The organism is Helicobacter trogontum (assembly GCF_000765905.2).
GTDB lineage: Bacteria > Campylobacterota > Campylobacteria > Campylobacterales > Helicobacteraceae > Helicobacter_A > Helicobacter_A trogontum.
Genome location: NZ_JRPL02000020.1, coordinates 21446 through 40818, shown reverse-complemented (window position 1 = coordinate 40818; position 19373 = coordinate 21446). Strand labels below are relative to the sequence as shown.

Annotated in this window: 17 protein-coding genes and 2 tRNA genes; 8 read left to right on the top strand and 11 right to left on the bottom strand. The window is 32.4% G+C overall.

Features of this window, described 5'->3' with window-relative positions; translation table 11 throughout:
* Positions 1–159: 159 nt before the first annotated feature.
* The 5 genes from LS81_RS07940 to LS81_RS07925 form a co-directional block, all read right to left on the bottom strand.
* Positions 160–861 (bottom strand): hypothetical protein, encoded by a 702-nt coding sequence (locus LS81_RS07940; RefSeq protein WP_034347895.1) that lies wholly within the window; start codon positions 859–861, stop codon positions 160–162.
* 497 nt (positions 862–1358) lie between these two features.
* Positions 1359–2027 carry a Crp/Fnr family transcriptional regulator gene (locus tag LS81_RS07935; RefSeq protein ID WP_199769760.1) on the bottom strand — a complete coding sequence of 223 codons (669 nt, stop codon included), beginning with the start codon at positions 2025–2027 and terminating at the stop codon, positions 1359–1361.
* A gap of 271 nt (positions 2028–2298) precedes the next feature.
* On the bottom strand, positions 2299–2892 hold the full coding sequence (locus LS81_RS07930; protein WP_138069890.1) for a hypothetical protein: 594 nt from the start codon (positions 2890–2892) through the stop codon (positions 2299–2301).
* Positions 2858–3385, bottom strand: coding sequence for a hypothetical protein (locus LS81_RS12050; protein ID WP_237022215.1), 528 nt, complete (start codon positions 3383–3385; stop codon positions 2858–2860). Before LS81_RS12050 ends, LS81_RS07930 begins: the two co-directional genes overlap by 35 nt.
* Positions 3386–3399: 14 nt before the next feature.
* Positions 3400–4773, bottom strand: a complete 1374-nt coding sequence (locus tag LS81_RS07925) for a hypothetical protein (RefSeq protein WP_233715928.1) — start codon at positions 4771–4773, stop codon at positions 3400–3402.
* A gap of 135 nt (positions 4774–4908) precedes the next feature.
* On the opposite strand from LS81_RS07925, the gene LS81_RS07920 reads away from it, so the two are divergent.
* From LS81_RS07920 to LS81_RS07900, 5 genes are all read left to right on the top strand, one after another.
* Entirely contained in the window at positions 4909–5955 is a 1047-nt protein-coding gene (locus LS81_RS07920; protein ID WP_034344427.1) for a 4Fe-4S dicluster domain-containing protein, read from the top strand.
* A 66-nt stretch (positions 5956–6021) separates the two neighbouring features.
* Positions 6022–6723: a cytochrome b/b6 domain-containing protein gene (locus tag LS81_RS07915; protein WP_034346918.1), complete on the top strand. Its 702-nt coding sequence runs from the start codon at positions 6022–6024 to the stop codon at positions 6721–6723.
* Positions 6724–6725: 2 nt separating this feature from the next.
* Complete coding sequence (locus tag LS81_RS07910) at positions 6726–7913, top strand: SLAC1 anion channel family protein (RefSeq protein WP_233715927.1); 1188 nt, start codon at positions 6726–6728, stop codon at positions 7911–7913.
* A gap of 143 nt (positions 7914–8056) precedes the next feature.
* Positions 8057–8374, top strand: coding sequence for a divalent-cation tolerance protein CutA (cutA, locus tag LS81_RS07905; protein WP_034344426.1), 318 nt, complete (start codon positions 8057–8059; stop codon positions 8372–8374).
* Between the two features lie 181 nt (positions 8375–8555).
* On the top strand, positions 8556–9341 hold the full coding sequence (locus tag LS81_RS07900) for a MetQ/NlpA family ABC transporter substrate-binding protein (RefSeq protein ID WP_034344424.1): 786 nt from the start codon (positions 8556–8558) through the stop codon (positions 9339–9341).
* A gap of 1264 nt (positions 9342–10605) precedes the next feature.
* On the opposite strand, the gene LS81_RS07895 is transcribed toward LS81_RS07900, so the two are convergent.
* The gene (locus LS81_RS07895; RefSeq protein WP_034344423.1) at positions 10606–11964 is read right to left on the bottom strand and encodes an L-serine ammonia-lyase; all 1359 of its coding nucleotides are present in this window, start codon (positions 11962–11964) and stop codon (positions 10606–10608) included.
* 1605 nt (positions 11965–13569) lie between these two features.
* On the opposite strand from LS81_RS07895, the gene LS81_RS07890 reads away from it, so the two are divergent.
* From LS81_RS07890 to LS81_RS07880, 3 genes are read left to right on the top strand one after another with little or no spacing between them, the layout of a single operon-like run.
* Positions 13570–13788, top strand: coding sequence for a hypothetical protein (locus tag LS81_RS07890; protein ID WP_034344418.1), 219 nt, complete (start codon positions 13570–13572; stop codon positions 13786–13788).
* On the top strand, positions 13788–14024 hold the full coding sequence (locus LS81_RS07885) for a hypothetical protein (protein ID WP_034344417.1): 237 nt from the start codon (positions 13788–13790) through the stop codon (positions 14022–14024). The genes LS81_RS07890 and LS81_RS07885 overlap by 1 nt, the downstream gene beginning before the upstream one ends.
* Positions 14025–14050: 26 nt before the next feature.
* Positions 14051–14779 carry a recombinase RecT gene (locus LS81_RS07880; RefSeq protein ID WP_081955873.1) on the top strand — a complete coding sequence of 243 codons (729 nt, stop codon included), beginning with the start codon at positions 14051–14053 and terminating at the stop codon, positions 14777–14779.
* Positions 14780–15552: 773 nt separating this feature from the next.
* On the opposite strand, the gene LS81_RS11310 is transcribed toward LS81_RS07880, so the two are convergent.
* The 5 genes from LS81_RS11310 to LS81_RS07860 form a co-directional block, all read right to left on the bottom strand.
* On the bottom strand, positions 15553–15708 hold the full coding sequence (locus LS81_RS11310; RefSeq protein WP_161976753.1) for a hypothetical protein: 156 nt from the start codon (positions 15706–15708) through the stop codon (positions 15553–15555).
* Between the two features lie 508 nt (positions 15709–16216).
* Complete coding sequence (gene pstC, locus LS81_RS07875; protein WP_034344510.1) at positions 16217–17062, bottom strand: phosphate ABC transporter permease subunit PstC; 846 nt, start codon at positions 17060–17062, stop codon at positions 16217–16219.
* Between the two features lie 294 nt (positions 17063–17356).
* A complete protein-coding gene (locus LS81_RS07870) occupies positions 17357–18184 on the bottom strand; it encodes a substrate-binding domain-containing protein (protein WP_034346935.1) in 828 nt (275 codons plus the stop codon).
* A gap of 740 nt (positions 18185–18924) precedes the next feature.
* Positions 18925–19000, bottom strand: a tRNA-Val gene (locus LS81_RS07865).
* A gap of 236 nt (positions 19001–19236) precedes the next feature.
* A tRNA-Arg gene (locus tag LS81_RS07860) sits at positions 19237–19313 on the bottom strand.
* Positions 19314–19373 lie beyond the last annotated feature (60 nt).

Genomic DNA, 19373 nt, shown 5'->3' with positions numbered 1-19373 from the left:
TTAGTTTCTTCTCCCACCCGTTGATATACTGCATTGTTTTGGGGATTTTGGTATTTAATCTTTGTTTGCGTAGGTTGCTTATTGATAAGGTTTTGAAAAATAGTGTGAAGGATAATTACATATCTTATCCAAATAATAAGTGGCATATATCACCCAACACTACTTCATCTTTGACAACTTCACAAGAAAGTCATACGCTTCGCTTCCAACATTTATTTGAATATGCATATCTCCTGCTCTTAGATTCTTGTATGGAATCAGAACAAAGCCACCTTTTACATCATTTTTGCGTAATGTATTTCTGCGCAAATAGTGTGAGATTAGAAACTTCCTGGCATTAAAAGATTCTAATTGCATGTTATAAAAGTTAGCCCTCGAAAATGAATAGTCATAGAATCTATATGTCATAAAAAAGCCATCATTAAATACGAATGGCATAGGATATACATGATAAGCATTCATGCTAAAAAATGGATCATTAACTTTAAAATTTGGGGGTGTAATCTCTATACCATAGTCATATAAGGCTTGAGAAAGGCTAAAGCTTGAACGCGACAAAGCTTGAAAACTATATGGCTTAATTGTTGTTCCATCCAATACAATGGAAATGTTTTCAGTACTAAATTGTAAAATATCATCACTAAGATTCTCTATGGTGATATAAAACACTAAAGGTATGCGATCAAAACCACCAATTTCCTCTTGTGCAATTTCTACTTGGATTTTGCTTTTTTCTTGCGTGTCTTGCATGATTGCTATACCATTATTGTAGCTTACTATATTGTCTGGTTTAATCGTTAATGAAGAGCAGGCTACAAAATATAAATTCATGCAGCATAAAAATACAAATCGCATATACATGTTATAGCTCCCTTTAACTTTTTGATTTGAATGATAACATATTATTACAAAAATAAGATGGTGCAATAATAAAGAATCAAGTATCAAAGGTTTCATGTCTACTATTGTATAAAATCTATGAGGGATATACTTAAAACTTAGAATCTATGTCAATAAATTAGCAATTAAGAGTATTTTAGAATCTTAAACACCAAGAGTTGTATATATGATTACATCAAATATGACACAAACATAGAGGTAGTCTACAGAGATATTTTTGCCATAAGAGTATGTAAAATAAGAGGTGTGTTGGATAAATAATATAAAAATTGCGAAGAGATACACACTAAATCTCTCTCTATTAAAAATAATAAAAAAGCATATATATCTTTAATCTACTTATTAATAATACACATCCTATTTTCACACTAGAAGACTTAGAATCTAGGATATTATATAAACACATTCTAAAAAGGCTTTTACCTTTGAACAACCTGTCAGTCTTACCTAAAAAGTATTTAAGCTTCTATTTCATAACCCAGCTCATACAGCCTATTTGTTAGCACAATTGCATTCCTGCTTGTTTGTATTAGTCCTTCTGTTTTTAACTCTTTTATTACTCTTGCAACAGCTTCTCTTGCACTACCAATGTTATTTGCAATGCTTTCTTGACTAACTTCTACCCTATTATCTCTGGCACTATTTAATAAGAATTTAACTACACGATTCTTCAAACTCTTAAAAGTTACATCATTAATGGTATCAAAGGCTTGTTTTAGGCGTTTAGAGACTAAAGAGAGATTAAAACGCATAATAGATTCATTGCTGTGTGTGAGTGTCTCAAAAATCTTATTTGGTAGGATAAACACGCTAGAATCTTCCATAAACTCAAGCACCACATCAGCCTTAATGTGCGATAAAATACAGCTTGTAGAGATGATACAGCTTTCCTTATCGCTTATGGTAAAAATGGTGATTTCCTTAGCATTGCTTGATACGCTAAAAAAGCGGACTTTCCCGCTTAAAACATACAAAAAGCCTAGCAGCTCATCGCTATCTGGGTAGATTCTATATCCTTTTGTGTAGGCTTTTACAATGCCCTTATTTTGCAGGACTTCAAGGCTTCTCTCATCGCCACATATCGTGGTATTGATTTGTATCAAGGTGTCTTTAGATAGTGGTTGCATATTTTCCTTTTGTGATAAAATCGCTTGAATTATAACTTAAAAAGGTTAGTGTTAGAGTTTCGCATAAATGTAGAATTTGGTGATTTTACTAAAAAGGCTTTTGTGTTTGTATTTCAATAAAAGGATTTGTGGTGGCTAAGTCTTTAGACAAAGTATCTAATATGGAATTTAAAAAGATATTTTGCTTACACACTCAATATAACACGGGTAAGAATGCCATATAAAAGCACAATACAATGTTAAAGTAATTAATAATTTTAGATTCTATGTATTAAAAGATATTTTCCCTTTTCCATAGTAAAAGGTTGGAATCTAGTAGTTCTTCATTGATTTTTATCGCTAGATTATTTCGCACTTCAAAAAAGTGGTAGAAAAGCTCTAAATCTTTGCTTGGTATGACGCCTTTAAGGTTGTTTTTGGCAAAGCCTTTTGTGCCTTTGGTGGTTTTGGTGCGTGTGATTCTGCTATCTTTGCCCTCTAAATCTTTAAAGGTATTTGTATCTTTTCCCATTATAGCATTTGTTATATCATAAAAGCTGTCGTTATAATCTTTGTTTTGATAGTAAGGATTTGCGTGATAGTATTTAAAGATTTCTAGTGCGGCGTTAAAAAGGCTTTTGGCTTCTTTGCTAAAACTAAATTGCTTTAAAAACTCTCTAAAGTCAAAGGGTGGAAGTTCTAAATTTCGCTTTTTCTCTTGCACTTCAGGCGTGTCTAAAACACTCATATCATAGCCTATAATTTCAGCGTGTTCAGGATAAAGCACATTTAAATCATTATGCCTACACGCTCCGCCTAAGTCTTCAGCACAAAAGGGCATAATGTAGTTTTTAAGAATTTCCCCCCCCCCCCCCGCTAGAAGCAACGGCTTTATTTGTGAAAGCTAAAGCCTTAAAAAATAATGCAAAGGCTATACCATCGCTAAATAATTCTTGTGGAATTTCGCTTATTTTACCTTTTAAAACATAAGGGCTTCTTTCAAAATATTTATCGTGCGTATTAAAATTTATACCATAACACATTAAGCAATATTTTAAATTTTCTGTTGTGATAGGATTATAATTTTTGCTCGGTTTATTTGTGAGATTAATGATATTTCTTAAATAACTATAATTCCCCAAAATCATTCCCTTTTGATTTTGCTTTATCGCTGTGTCTATCTCTTTCACTAAACTTGGTCGCTCTAAATCATAGGTGTAGCTTTCGATAAATTTAAAGCCTTTATTGTCCTCATAACGCTTGGTGGTAAAGGATTTATTATTGATTTCATCGCCTAAGTGTTTGCTAAAAATCATTTGAGAGATACTCCAATCACTTAGATTAAAGGTTTTAGCTGTGCTAAAAATATGGCTATACATTTTAAGCTTAGAATTTATGTAGTGTTTATCTCATCACGCATAAAAGATTCGCTCATATAATAAAACACAATGACTTCAGGCTCTAGCTTTAAGACTTTGTTAAAAAAGCTTATTGCCTTGTTTTCTTTCCTGCCCTTTTGCCTTTGATAAGGTGGATTCATAATTACCATTAGCTTTTTGTTTTCTCTTTTTACAATTTCGGCTATCTCTAGCTCATCGCCCCCGTGTTTAAATTTTGGCTCATTAGCATTTTCTAAATAATCAAATTGCACCACATTTTCAAAATCCTTAATCTTACAAATATCCACATCTTTAGAATCTAGTGTGCTTAAGTAGCATTGCTTTTTTATCTCTTTTGAGAATTGATTCTCTAAATTCCCCACGCCACAGCAAGGGTCATAAATGATATAGTCTTTTAAGTCTGTTTTAGAATCTTGGCAATACTGCTCTAAAATCTTGTTTTGCTCACTCACAAAGAAAAAGGGTGTGTATTCTCCGCCTGTGTCTTTGCGGTATTTATCAGTATAAAGCAAATGCGATTCTTCTAAGATTTTTAAAAACTCATCTTTTGCTGGTGGGCGTTTGTATTTCTGCCAAAAGGCTGTATAGGCTTGTAGATTTGGGATAGTGTAGAATTTTTCATTTTTATCATCTATAAATTTTACTTCTTGTTTGTTTTCGTTTATTTCTATGCTAAAGGCGTTTAGGTCTGTGCCTTCTCGTATTAGGGGCTTTTGTGAGCCTAAGTCTGTGCCTACGATTATAAGGCTGTCTTTGTATTTGGTGTTGTTTAGCATATCTACCAAAAAGAGATTGATTAAGGTTTGTTCGTTTTTTATCTCATTTTTAAAAGTTAAGGCTTTTTTCCACGCGTGAAAAATGGTTATCATATTTTTAAGCGTGATAGAGATTTCTAAATCTTCTCTTTTGAGTAGGTTGGCATAAAACTCTTTAATCTCATTATTTACATATTTTATGATTTTCGCACTTTGTTTTAATCTATCGTTGATTCTATCTATCGCATCGCGTGTGGGACTACTTGGAGTTTCGCTTTCCCAATGGAAGTCGTTATTAAACATCACGCTATCATCTAAAAGCTCGATAAACTCTAAAACATCATTGCCATTTTCTTTATAGATTAGGGCTAGGTGGTTTAGAATCTGTTTTTGCTTTTTATTGGTTAGCACGACTTGAGCTAGGGCTTTTGCTCTTTCTTGTGGGTTTAGGGTAACTTTTGCTTCAATGTATAAAAGTGGATTGCCCTTTTTATCAAGCAGGATAATGTCTATTCGCTCATTATCATATTTGCAAAGCTTGGGGTTAAAATACTCTTGGCTAAATTTGACTTTATAATCAATCTCATCTTGTGGTTGTTTTGCACTTGCCATTATAATTCCTTTTTCTTTTTTGTATTTTAATCAATCCTGCCTTAAAAGCCATTTCCCTTTTGTGATAAAGTTACACACAAAGCGTTCAAACTTGCATACAATGCTAGGAAATTATATCTCAAAAAGGTTAGTTCAATGCAAAGACGCAACTTTTTAAAATCCCTGGCACTCACCCCTATGCTAGTGGCTGGAGCAAATGCTGAATCTAGCGATTCTACAAAAGATGGCAAAAAAGAGAAAAGGTCGCTTATAGATTCAAGTGAGTTTAGCAAAACAAAAGGCAAGGCAAGTATTATAAACCTTGATAAATGCGATGGCTGCAAGGGCTATGAAATGCCACAATGCGTGAATGCGTGTAAAGAGAAAAATGCCCCTAGATTCCCCGAGCCGATAAAAGACATTCCGCAATATTTCCCGCGTAAAATTTATGAAGACTATTCTAAAAATCGAGACGATATATCACGCCTAAGTCCATATAACTGGACCTTTGTAGAAGAGGTAGAGGTAGATTCTAAAAAAGTTTTTGTCCCACGTCGTTGTATGCATTGCGATGATCCTACCTGTCAAAAGATTTGCCCATTTGGAATCATTGGCAAAGATGATAATAATGCTGTAAATATTGATGAGCACTATTGTTTTGGTGGAGCAAAGTGCCGTGATGTCTGTCCTTGGGGGATTCCACAAAGGCAAGCTGGAGTTGGTATCTATCTTAAAATCGCTCCAAAACTTGCTGGTGGTGGATCAATGTTTAAATGCGATATGTGTGCGGATTTACTAGCAGAAAGCAAAAAGCCTGCCTGTGAAACACAATGTCCTAAAGATGCTATTATCTTTGATGATAAGGCTAAGATTCTAGCTCTTGTAGAAGAGGCGAAAAAGGAAGGTAAATTCATTTATGGAGACACACAAAATGGCGGCACAAGCACATTTTATATCTCCTCTGTAGATTTTGCAAAGATTGATGAAGCCATTGCTAAAAAATATGGTAAGGAATCTGGTGTGTTAGATTCCAAAAGTCAAAAAATGGGACGACCACATATGAATGTGGTGGTAAAAAACTTTGTGAGTGAAGATTCTGCCCTTATTAAAGGTGTGTTAGCCGCACCACTTATTGGCGTAGTGGCTGGGGCAATCGCTGTGGCAAAGTCTAAAAAGAATATAAAAAATACTACAACAAAATAGAAAGGAAAAACAATGAAAACAGAATCTACTATGCAAATAAACACAAGTAACACACATAAAAAAACTATGAGATCAACAATACTGCGTCAAAGTCTGCAAAATCGCATTGTGCATTGGGGTGTAGCATTTAGCACCTTTATACTCATTGCAAGTGGGATTTTTCAAATGCCTGTATCAAAGCGTTATATGATTAATGAACTCCCTTTAATGGCATGGAGTGGAGATTATCATATAAGTCTTATGCTGCATTATGTAGGAGCTTTTGGACTCATATTTTTTGTAGCATTCCATCTGTATTTTCATATTGCAAGGGCAGAGTTTGATATTTTTCCAAAAAAAGGCGATGGGGTGAAAAGCCTAAAGATTATTAAGGCTATGCTTTTTGGAGGCGTTGAGCCAAAGAGTGAGAAATATCTGCCCGAACAAAGATTAGCATATTTTTTTATAGGACTTGTGCTTTTGCTTTTAATTGTCACAGGTCTTATAAAGACTGCCAAAAACTTAGCTGGATGGAATATAAGCGATAGTCTGTATATCTGGAGTGCACAATTGCATAACCTTGGAATGTTTTTAATTATTCTTGGTATCATCGGACATTTAGCAGCTTTTATCTTTAAAGCAAATCGTCCACTTTTGAGGGCAATGTTTAGCGGTAGAGTAGATTCTACATATATTATGGAGCGACACAGCTTATGGCATGAGGGCGTTAAAATGGCAGAAGAAAATGAGAAAACAAGTGATTGTAAAATCCACAAAAATAAGGAATAGCTATGCAAAAAACTAGGAATGCGAACCCACAAAACGCAGAGTCTAAGATCGATGTAGAAATTCATTCACATTTGATACAAACATACACAATGGAATCTCAAAAAACAGATTCCAAACCAATTGATCCTATATCTACACAATCTAATTCTACAGAATCTAAACTTGCGAATTTCCCAGTTGCCCTATTTGCTTCAGTCATGGGTACTGGAAGTTTAAGCCTTGTATTAAAAAAAATGAGTATTATTGTTGGCAGCTTACCAAATGCTAATATCATAGAATCTACTTTAGAATCAAATACATCATGGCAAAGCATAATCGCACCATTGCTGTGGTGGAGTGCATATGGTTTTGCAGTTTTAGCAGTGATTGTTTTTACTCTTTTACTTGTGTGTTATGGTGCAAAAATTTTTTTTCATTTTAACTCATTTAAGGCTGATTTGAAACATCAAGTAAAAATTAATTTTCTATCAAGCATTCCCATAAGTATGCTCATCATTGCGGCATTTTGGGGTGATGTGGGTGTTGGAAGTGATGTATTTTGGTATGGAGTTTTGGGATTATTTTATATAGCAAGTGCTTTGCAACTTGTGTTGAGCTTGTATGTTATGTCCTTTTGGTTTAGAGAAAGTATGAAAAGCACTTTGCTTTCTCCTGCCTGGTTTATACCTATTGTTGGAAATCTCGTAGTTCCTCTTAGTGGCTCACTCATCTTTGCATCAAAAGATTTACTACTCTTTTTCTTTTCTGTAGGTTGCTTTTTTTGGATCATTTTAGGCGCAATGATAATGCAGCGACTCATTTTTGAGCAAAGTCTCGATTCTAAGTTTATCCCCACACTTTTTATCTTCATAGCTCCACCTAGTATTTTTACAATAGATCTTCATTGTCTTTTTGAAAGTCATAGCACCTTAAGTCTTATATCTTTTAATGTGGCATTGTTTTTTGTGCTTTTGCTTGTGAGTTTGGGTAAGATTTTTACAAAACTTAGCTTTGCACCATCATGGTGGGCATTTACATTTCCGCTATGTGCTTTTAGCCTAGCGGGTTTTGTCCTGTATGTAGATTATGGCTTTAAATGGTTTTATGGAGTTTTAGGAATCTTAGGATTTATGATGGCATTTTTTGCGGTAACATTTACCTCATATAAGACCTTAAAGGCTATTTTAGATGGCACAATTTTTAGAGAATAGATTCTGTTGTGATATTAGTGATATTAATAGATGTTGTAAAATGTGATTTTACAATCTAATAATCTATTAAGTGCTTACAAAAAGCTAGTTAATAACCTATATTGCATATTAAATAAGTCTAAATTGTATCTTAAAGGAAACTTATGTTAATCATTCACACCACAACACCCACAAAAAAAGAAGCAAAAACACTCATTAAGCTTTTATTAAAATCTCACCTCATTGCATGTGCACAATATTGTAAGATAAAAAGTCATTACATTTGGAAAGATTCTAAGGGCAAAAGCAAACTTTGCAAAGACAAGGAGTACTTGATAATTTTAAAAACCTTACCTAAACATTATAAGGCTATAGAATCTTTAATCCACACATATCATAGCTATGAGGTGCCAGAGATTGTATTCTTTGAGGCAAAAGCAGAAGATGCGTATAATGCATGGCTGCACACAAACTTATCATAATAGCATGGTGGTATAAATTTACATAATCATATAATAAGCCGCGATCTTCATTTAGCATTTTACTACCCATAAATCTATGTATAATATTGTCAAACATAAGGTGATATTTGTGGATCTTGCATGAGAGAAATTATAGTTTTTGTGCTAGAATATATGCTTAACTTATTTTGAAGGAGCAATTATGAAAAAATTTGTAAGCACAAGCATATTAGTTGCGAGTTTAGCATTAGGCTCGTTACAAGTCGCGTTTGCAGGAGAGGTAAAAGTTGGTGCTACACCTGTGCCACACGCAGCGATTTTAAAATCAATTGTCCCTATGTTGGATAAAAAGGGAGTTCAACTAAAAATTGTGGAATTTACAGATTATGTAACACCAAATCTAGCCCTTGCAGATAAATCTTTAGATGCAAATTTTATGCAACATTTACCCTATCTTCAAAAGATCAACAAAGATAAAAATCTCAATCTAGTAAGTGTTGCACAAGTGCATGTGGAACCACTTGGTATATATTCAAAAAAGCTCAAAAAACTTGATGAACTACAAAGTGGTGCAAAGATTGCCATCCCATCTGATCCTACAAATGGAGCAAGAGCACTGATACTTTTGCATAATAATGGCGTTATTACACTTAAAGATCCTAAGAATCTGACAGCAACATTGCGAGATATCAAAAAAAATCCAAAGAAATTGAAAATTATGACTGCGGATGCAGCCTTACTACCTAAAATGCTTGATGATGTAGCTTTTGCAGTAATTAATGGCAATTTTGCGATGCAAAATGGCTTATCTAATAAGGATACAATTGCGGTTGAAGATGCTCGTTCACCTTATGCTAATATCCTTGTAGTACGTGCAGGTGATGAAAATAAGCCAGATATCATAGAATTGAAAAAAGCATTGCAAAGTCCTGAAGTAAAGAAATTTATCGAGGATACTTATAAAGGTGAGGTTGTCCCTGCATTTTAATGCAGCTATGTAAAACACTTGATCTATCACACAAGAGATGGCTTAAATGCTATCTTTATTGGGTTAAAAGAGTATGAATACGCAGAGTAATGCATTTGCAAAGCTAATAAAAGCGAAAATATTAAATTTGCGATATTACATAGCTTGATTGGCGTGTTAATATTAATGGTTGATGACTTGATAGGATTGCATACAAGTAAGCTTTAAAAATGAAAAAAGGATAATCATTTTTGAAAGGCACATAGAATGTTTTGTGACAAGATGTATGATGGATTAATATTTATTGATAAATAAAAACAAAATATCACTTCTACTCGGTTGTATCAAGTATGCTATAAAGTTGTATTTTAAAAACAAATATAAGTAAGTCTGCCTAGAACAGATTCTCAAATATGTTTAGAATAAGGATGTTAACATCAATTTAGTTTTTTCACAACAAGACTAGCTAAAAGAGAAAGTAAGAGGAGTGGGAGAAAATTGACAATATCAAGCATTTCTTGATTAAATTATTGGCTATCACAAAATATTATTGCAATATTACTATGATATAGAGCTAGAAAAATGAAGTTTTCAAATATTTATTGCAAGAAAATATTAACTTATACTTGCATATATTTACACTACAATGCTTAAAGATCTTTGATAGATTTTTACTTTAGAAAAGAGAAAATTTATGCAGCAAGCTTACAAGGTTAGAGCAGTGTTTTATTATCCATATGCGATAATCAAGAATCTATAGGTTTTAAAATCCTCATTCATTTAATCCCTTTATATCTCCATGCGAGACTCGCATAGTTATTTTCTCTCCATTAAATTTTCTATAAGGGCAAATAAGTAAGGTTTTATCTAGTCAATAGCAAGCTTTAAAGTAAAATAAGAATTGCATATAAAATAGCATTCTTCTTGTTTTCATAACTATTTATCTCTTATGCTAAAAATAAAAATGGCATATTCATGCAAACTACAACCAATTTCTCCATATAAAAAATACTGTGTGCTATTACAATTCTTGTAGAGACCAAAATTATAAACCCAATCTCTATATAAAATTTATTGTTTTAAACAAATCCTAACGAGTTAAAATATAAATAATCTCTTGTATTCTCATCACATTTCTTACTTTATGAGACATAAAAGTATTTCTAATATCCACATAAATTATGTATGGCTGATTGCATGGTTTTCATAACTACAGCAAGAGATTACAGCACACACATGTCTAGAAACCCAAATATGTTGGCTAAATATGTAATAAACAGATTTACTAACACACACTTGAGAGAGTTTTTGCCAAACCACCAAGTGAAGTCTCTCTATACTTTGCATTCATATCTTTGCCTGTTTGATACATTGTTTTGATAACTTCATCAAGACTTACAACTGGTATGCTTTTTCTTGTCATTGCCATGCGAGCTGCCGAAATCGCCTTGATTGCACCAAACGCATTTCTCTCAATACATGGAATCTGCACAAGCCCACCAACAGGATCACAAGTAAGACCCAAATGATGCTCCATTGCCATTTCTGCAGCATTACATGCAACCCTTGCTTCTGCACCAAGTACACTCGCCATTGCTGCTGCTGCCATAGAGCTTGCCGATCCTATCTCTGCTTGACAACCTGCCTCTGCACCGCTTATACTTGCATTCTTCTTATAAAACGAACCAATAAGCATCGCAGTCAGCAAGAAATTTATTACCTCATCATCACCAAAACCTATTGTATGATTCTTAAGATACAACATAACAGCGGGTATCACTGCACATGCTCCATTGGTCGGAGCAGTTACAACCCTTGCTCCACTACCATTTTCTTCAGCGATAGCTATTGCATACAAAGAGATAAAATCAATTATTCCCATAGGATCTGTTGTGGCTTTCACTCTTTTATGCAATCCTTTTGCACGGCGATGTAATTGTAATTTTCCAGGTAGATACTCTTGGGCGGGATTGATACCATTTTGATATACCTCTTGCATAACCTGCCAAATCTCAAGACAATATGCTTTTATATACTCTTCTGTGTGAAACTGTAATTCATACATGAGCGAAAGTTGTGCTAAATTGATTTGTTTTTCATCGCACAGATATAATGCTTTTGTTGCATTCTCAATGCTTATTATAAGAGTATTGTTGGAATCTATTTCTACATCATCTTGTTTTAGTTCCTCTTCAGTCTTTACAAAACCACCACCAATAGAATAATAAGTTTGACTTGTAAGCTTATTGTTGTTAGCATCAAAAGCTTTGATGCACATACCATTTTCATGTAAATCCAAAAAGATATCAGAAAAGATTATGTCTTTTTGGTAGTAAAATGGAATTTCTCTCTTACCACAAAGATTTAGTATATTTTTATCAAATGCTTTCTTGTTTATTTCCATCTGTAGGTTTGCATCCAAAAAACGCGGCTCGACATTATTTAACCCCCAAATCACAGCTTTATCAGTCAAATGCCCTTTACCTGTGAGCGATAGAGAACCATAAAGAGTTATCTCAATACGTTCTATTTTTTGTAGTATAGAATCTATTTGCTTACAGAAAAGATTCCCTGCTATCAATGGACCCAACGTATGCGATGATGATGGTCCTACACCGATTTTAAAGATATTTAAATTACTCATAAAAGCTCCTTGCGACATGCTTACAATCTATAAGTGATTTGCACATAACACTAAAATTGCTATGTATCCTACGATTATAATCAATTCATCAATTCCTTGAAAGTATTGCATTTATTATAAAATACACAGGCATAAGAAACAATAAAATAACAAGCTTCAATTCATTCAAGCAGTCGATAATGTCAATAAGGCAAGAGCCTTTATATGTAATACAGAAAATAGAAATTCATATAGTTTTAAACATTTTATAATCCTATTTGCATTTTCATTTGATACCTTGTTAAGTTGCTACTATTTCCTGTATAATCCAGTATAATCCATCTAGTGCTTTACAAAATTACACATGGCAATATTGAAAAAGGAGGTATAAAAATTGCAAATTATATATATTATATTAAAGCCGCATTTACAGGACTTCAACTTGCAGGTATATTTTAAAAGTTTGATATTATTATATTGATTTACTTAAAAATGCATTGCATAGGCAAGTTTTTGGGCACTATACGTGCTAAGCGTAGTAATATTTAGAATTGACAGAAAATAAAATAAAAAGACAAGATGGAATATTCCGAGCAAACAGATTGCACGACAGATCACCACATTACTATTATGAGTAGAATGTGGTGTAGAGAGTGTTTGTGTCACCTCATTGTATATGTGGTGACAAACTTCATTAATAATAAACAATATAGCAATATAAGACTGGCTCAAATTGCAACAATCATGTATATCTACAAGGCAATTATTCTTGAAAGGGAGGATAGCAAATTTCTTCAAACAAATAACACTTATATTTTTGTTTATTATCTTAGCATTCACAGTCTCATTCTTGCTTATACTCTTAAACCCTAACAAATAAAAACATTTAAGTCATTTTTTTTGTATCAAGCTGTTAAAGACACACATCGCAATAACAAGGACGACATATGCAGCTTTGAAGCTTAGACGCTCGACACAAATATAAAATAATATAATTTTATGCATGCTTTATATAAAAACATCTGAAGAATTATTTTAGAATTTACTTTATATTTCTAACAACAATATAAATACTTAAAAGCTTATTTGAAACAACTTGTTTATATTCTTTCTCATCATAAACACCCAAAGGATTCCATAAAGGTAAAAACTCTAAAACGTATTTATACAATGTTTTTTTCGCATACGTTGTAAAAAGCATCAAACAACATTAAATAGAATATCTTTAAATTACAAACTTTGTAAATGTGGCTTAAATTAGTTAGTGTAGTATAAAATGTAGAGTATACAAAGAGTTATACCAGATAAACACACATTTAAATATGTGCTAATCCTTATATCTTTAGTAGCGGTTCTTGGTCTGTTATAAAGCAGCAACGCATAAGATTTGATTATGTTTTAGATAATCAAAACAGAGAGCTAAAAGTAGAATCTAGCGTTGTTGCTCGTTATAAAGATGGTTCTGTTGAATAGGTAAAATAGATTTTAGTATTTTTGATACAGGATGATTTTAATAATCTTTGCTATAAAGATTACAGATGTTATTTTGATTTAAAAGGGGTCTAAGCAAATCTTGCAATTACAACATCAAACATAAATGTTTGAAATTCTAAAAAAGGGTTATAAATGAAAAATGGTGTTAAGATGGCTCGTAAATTACTTGAAGTTGGTACAGGCATGATGCAACTAGAAGAAATGTTTGATGAAATAGACCTTGAAACGTTAATAGATAAAGAAGCATTTTTTATCTTATCTTTTAGACATCAATGCTTATCTCTTATAGACAAATTAGATGACAAATTAGAACTTACAGAAGAAGAACGAAAATGGAAAGGAATTAAATAATGAGTAAAATAAAAATATGTAATGGCGTTGAACCAAGTAAAGTTTTTAAAGATAAAAATGGTAAAGAATTAAAACTGAATGATGAATTTATGCTTAAAGGCAAAAAACATTCATTATTGTTGAATTCAAAAGGTAAAATGCAAATATATGTATTTAATGAGAAATTTGGAGTTTTTAGTCACCCATACTTGTATGAAAGATACGATGAATTAGAACTGCATGCAGTAAAGTTATAAGTTTAAAAATGGAAAGGAGCTAAACAATGAGTAATATCACAACTATTCAAAGAAAGAATGAAGCATTAGCATTACTTGAGAATAAAGAGATACAAGAGCGTTTATGTGCTTTATGCGGTAATGAAGCAAGTAAGGATAAATTTAAAGCAAGTTTATTAAACATTGCATTAGATTCTAATTTATCTGCTTGTAGTATGCAAAGCATAGTAAAAGCTAGTCTTGATATTGCGGGGTTAAAACTAAGCTTGAATAAGAATCTAGGTAAAGCCTACATTGTGCCACGCAAAGTAAAAATAGGCAATGATTATATAACTGAAGCAAGAATTGATATAGGTTATAAAGGTTGGCTAGAACTTGCTAAAAGAAGTAAATTAAGCGTAAAAGCTCATAGCGTATTTGATTGTGATGATTTTGTATATAGTGTTGATGGTGTTGATGAATATATGAAATTAACGCCTAATTTTGAGTTAAGGCAAGAACATGACTCTGCTTGGGTTAAAGAACACTTAAAAGGGATTGTGGTTGGGATTAAGGATTTAAAAAGTGGTGATTCTGAAGTAAAATTTGTAAGCAAGGGGACATTGCTTAAAATCATGCAAAAAAATGATAGTGTAAAAAATGGTAAATACTCAGCATATACAGATTGGTTACATGAAATGCTTTTAGCAAAAGCTATAAAATCATGTCTTTCAAAAACTGCAATGAGTGAAGATACTTTTTATCTTATAATCTCAAACAATAAACTTTTTATTTGATATACTATGAAAAATATTTGTTTTTTGTCCTAACTAATATGTTTGTTTGAAATCTTGAGTTCTTATGTGCCACTTGTTTTCATATTTAGATGAAATTAAAAAAATGATCAAACATTAGAGGGTAAAAATCCATCATATCATCAAGTATATTGTTTTTCTAAGTCATATGGGTAATTTTGAATTAAATTTTTAATATTTTTTCCTTACCAAGCGTGTTTGGATAGGCTTAAGACTTATTCTTGTGTTGATGAAAATACTTAAAGATGCCTGTAGAATATAATTTAGATGATTTTAAATCTTTATCTTATCTTTATTTGTATAGCTTGGTATCTAAATATATTGTTATTTTGGATAAGTATGAACAAGTAATTATTCAAATAGAACTCATATTATTTTCTTATAATAGTGAATATACAGCATTTAAACTTTAATCTTACCAAAAAAACACGCACCAAATTAATCCACATTTACAAGGTTTTTAGCTTGTGATGTGATTTAGGTTTCTTTGATACCTCTTACAAACTATACACAAAACTATACACAAAAATATTTTTAGTAAAGCATGTTTTAAGGGCTTCTGGCTTTTATGGATTCCTTTAAGTGTTTCTGTGTAGTGAGTATGTAGGATTTGCTTACTATGTTATTTTTATTTGTATCAAATGCTTAAGCTTAAATGTTGCATGTGTTGCATATGATTGTTATTGTTGTGATATGTGTATGTTAAGGCTTAATACATTAAGCACCTTTTAGCCTTTAGGGTATGTCTGTCAATGCTAAAAGGTGTTTTTTGGATTTTGCAAATGTGCAGTAATAAAAGAAATGTTGCTTGTTACCCTCTGAATTCTAGTAATGCTAGTAAAAAAAAGGGGGGGGGGGGAATCCAGAAAGGCAACAAAAAAGCTTTCAAAGGATTTAAAAAGCTTTGCCATAAAGGCGTTAGCATTATAGCATTAAATTGCTTTTGTGTGTAGTGCTTTTGATTAAAACATGCTTTTATAAAGTGCATTTTATTTTTAGCAAAAAAGATATATTAGTAAGCGATTTTAATTATAACAACCTACTTAGGAATCATAAACTATGTAACAAAAGTTTTTTGAGATAATACAATCCCCCCCCCCCTTTTTTTTCACCATTTTTATAATTCAAAGATGCAAGCATTGTTAAAAAGATGATATGACCAACTATACTGACTTATTTTTAACATCGAAGATATGTGTATACTTTAAAATCTCAAAGCAATATCCACCCTACCCTGAAAAAAAGCCTTTAGAGGATATATCAGATATAACAAAAGTGAAAAATCTATTAAAGCCCTATAGACTTAATGAAAATCATCATTCACAATACATTCATATGTAGCAGTTGATACAATGTATAGAATACAATAACCAACAAAGCAAGATAAGGCAAGATTAAGATATACAAGAAAGCAATATGTTAATTATTCTCCTTCTTAATAAGATTAAAACACACATTAATCAGGAGGATAAATACAAATAGTACAACCGCATTTGCAATGAGCACTTCTCTATGCAAACCTTCTGCATAGCTCATCTCAAGCACAATATTAGTCGTTAGGGTTCTTACTCCATCAAGCACACTGCTTGGAAGCTGCACCTGATTCCCAGCAACCATAATAACTGCCATAGCCTCACCAATAGCCCTGCCAACACCAAGTATAACTGATGCTAAAATACCAGATTTAGCTGCAGGTAAAACTGCAAAAAACACACTTCTTTCACTACTAGCACCAAGAGCTAATGCTCCTTCATAATAACTTGTCGGCACAGAATCTATTGCTGCTTTTGATACAAGTATAATAGTAGGCAGTATCATAATACTAAGAATAAATGATGCAGCCAACACACTTTTTCCTGGTATGCCATGGAAAGTACTAGCAAGTAATGGCACAATAATAACTAGTCCAAAGAATCCATACACAACTGATGGGATAGCTCCGAGCAACTCTACCGCCATAATCAAATATTTTTTTGAGCTTTTCGGACAAAATTGTGATAAATAGACAGCACTAAAAATACCAATTGGAACACCAAAAAGAATGGCAAGAGCAGTTACACATAAACTCCCCACAATCATAGGAAAGATTCCAAAAAATTCTTGTTCTGGATACCAATCTACGCCAAATATAAAGTCCATCACACCAATTTGTTTCATCGTAGGAATTGCATTCACAAACAGGAAAAAGCAAATTGCACAAACTGCAAAAATAGACCCCATAGCACAAAGTGCAAATAAAGTATGAAAAAACCTCTCTTTAAACATTTACTTCCCTTAGAATCTTTATACCAAAATACTAATCTTACTTTCTAGTTTCTTAAAATAAATCTTTATTGCAATAAGTTTTATCCTAAGAAACCTTCTGTTTACAAAGATATTTCTAACTTTATAGAATCAATAAGTTAGAATCTAGTCTTACTATCTTAAACAAACATACAAACTACTAAAGATCTCGCCTAGAATCTAAATTTCACTCATCTAGCTACATCAGTTGTAAAAGAAATCTAGATTCTTAAACTATAGAATAAATCTTATATCAAAACTATAGAAACTATAAAACTACTTCACTTGATCCCAGGTTGTCATCTCACCAGTAAAAATCTTATACACGCTATCTTTTGTAATGTTTGTAACAGGATTTGCTTTATTTACGATAATAGCCAAACCATCAATTGCTAATACACGCACACTAACACCTCTTTTTAACTCCGCTTCTTTAACCTCACGGGATACCATACCTATATCTGCTATACCCTCTACCACAACATTAACACCTGTTGTAGAATCTGATTGCTGAATCTCAATCACTACATTTGGATTAACATTTTTATAAGATTCTACAAGTTTTTCCATGAGCGGTGTAATAGAGCTTGAGCCAGCTATTACGAGCTTACCTTTTGGTTTCTTGCTGACAAATTTTTGAGTTTTTGTTGCAATGTATCCAGATTTTTCAATGATTTCCTTTGCGTTAATGCTATATGCCAAGAAATCTTCAATAAGCGGAGTGCTTTTTTTAATCACAACGTTAAATGGGCGAGAGATCTTATAACTCTTATTGTTAATGTTTTCAACGCTTGGCATTACACCATCAACACTTATCGCCTTTACAGTATCATTTAGTGATCCAAGCGATATATAACCAATAGCATTTTTAGAATTTGCCACTGTTGTCATCATCACGCCTGTTGAGTTTGTAACCTCTGCCTTTTTTGTAGTAGCATCTATTTTTTTACCCTTTAGTTCTTTTTGAATTCCAAATATTTCGGTGAAAGCACCACGAGTACCAGATCCCATCTCTCTTGAAATAGGATAAATATTTTCTGCTGCTACAGCGATATTTGCACCAAGAGTTAAACCCGCCACAAGCCCCAATATACACTTTTTCATCATAAATCATCCTTTCAAATAAAATATGGCGAAAGTATAGGTATGGCTTGTAAAATTGAAAAATAAAGAATGTAAATTTTTAGTAAAATTGACTGATATTGCTATATTCATTTTAGATAGCCTCTCCCAACAGATATTGCCTAGGTCAAATTAATTTGTAGAAATATATCACATATTAATAGTCCAGTAACCCCCTCCCCACAACCTTCGATTAAAACAAAAAATTATTTTGATGTAATGACTCAATATGTCGCAAATACATTTCACATGCGCCACTTAAACCATATTCAACATAAATTTAGCCTGCGGTATTGTTTGAAGTATGTTTTGTTGCTTTTGAAATTATATGTAAAAGGCACATTTGAAAAGCTTGTATCTTTACATAATCTTTTAAGGGCTTTTATATAAAGAATATGCAAACTTATGTATTCTATCATTCTTACAAAATGCTAAATATTAAAATATCAAACTATGGATTCTAGGAGAATTTGTGAATAAGATTCACACAATCTATTAAGATTTTTATAATTTTTATTATATGTCCATACTTTATAAATGCACAATAAAAAGGCAACCAAACCCTGATACAAGGACTATTTGCATTGTTTTTAGGAAAATTACTTTATAATTTCGAATCAAGTAGTTAGCTACATCAATATGGGTTAACGGCATACATAAAAGATTAAATGTATAGAGGTAAAAAATCTTAACCAAATACAACAACGTATTCTAGTCTGAAGTGGTGGTTGCGACTGGACTCGAACCAGCGACCCCTACCATGTCAAGGTAGTGCTCTACCAACTGAGCTACGCTACCATTTTAGCAAATGGCAAAGATTACAAACAAAAATGTTTAAACATAAACTATAACCTCAACTTTATTCAACCAACACGTAAACAAAGCCTCGCGATTATGGTTAAAAATTATATAAACGCATATTATCCCATCAAACAATACAACTTCTTAAAATTTAACACCATAGCTACATTTTAATATCATAAAAGCATTAGCAATAAAAATATGATAGCTTAGTTAAATCTTATTTAAAGGAGTGGTGTGCTCGGAGGGATTCAAACCCCCGACCTACAGGACCGCAACCTGTTGCTCTATTCAGCTGAGCTACGAGCACATTTGGGTTTGTAATTATACATAAAAATTATAAAAAATAGCTTAAACATTTAAAAACCCA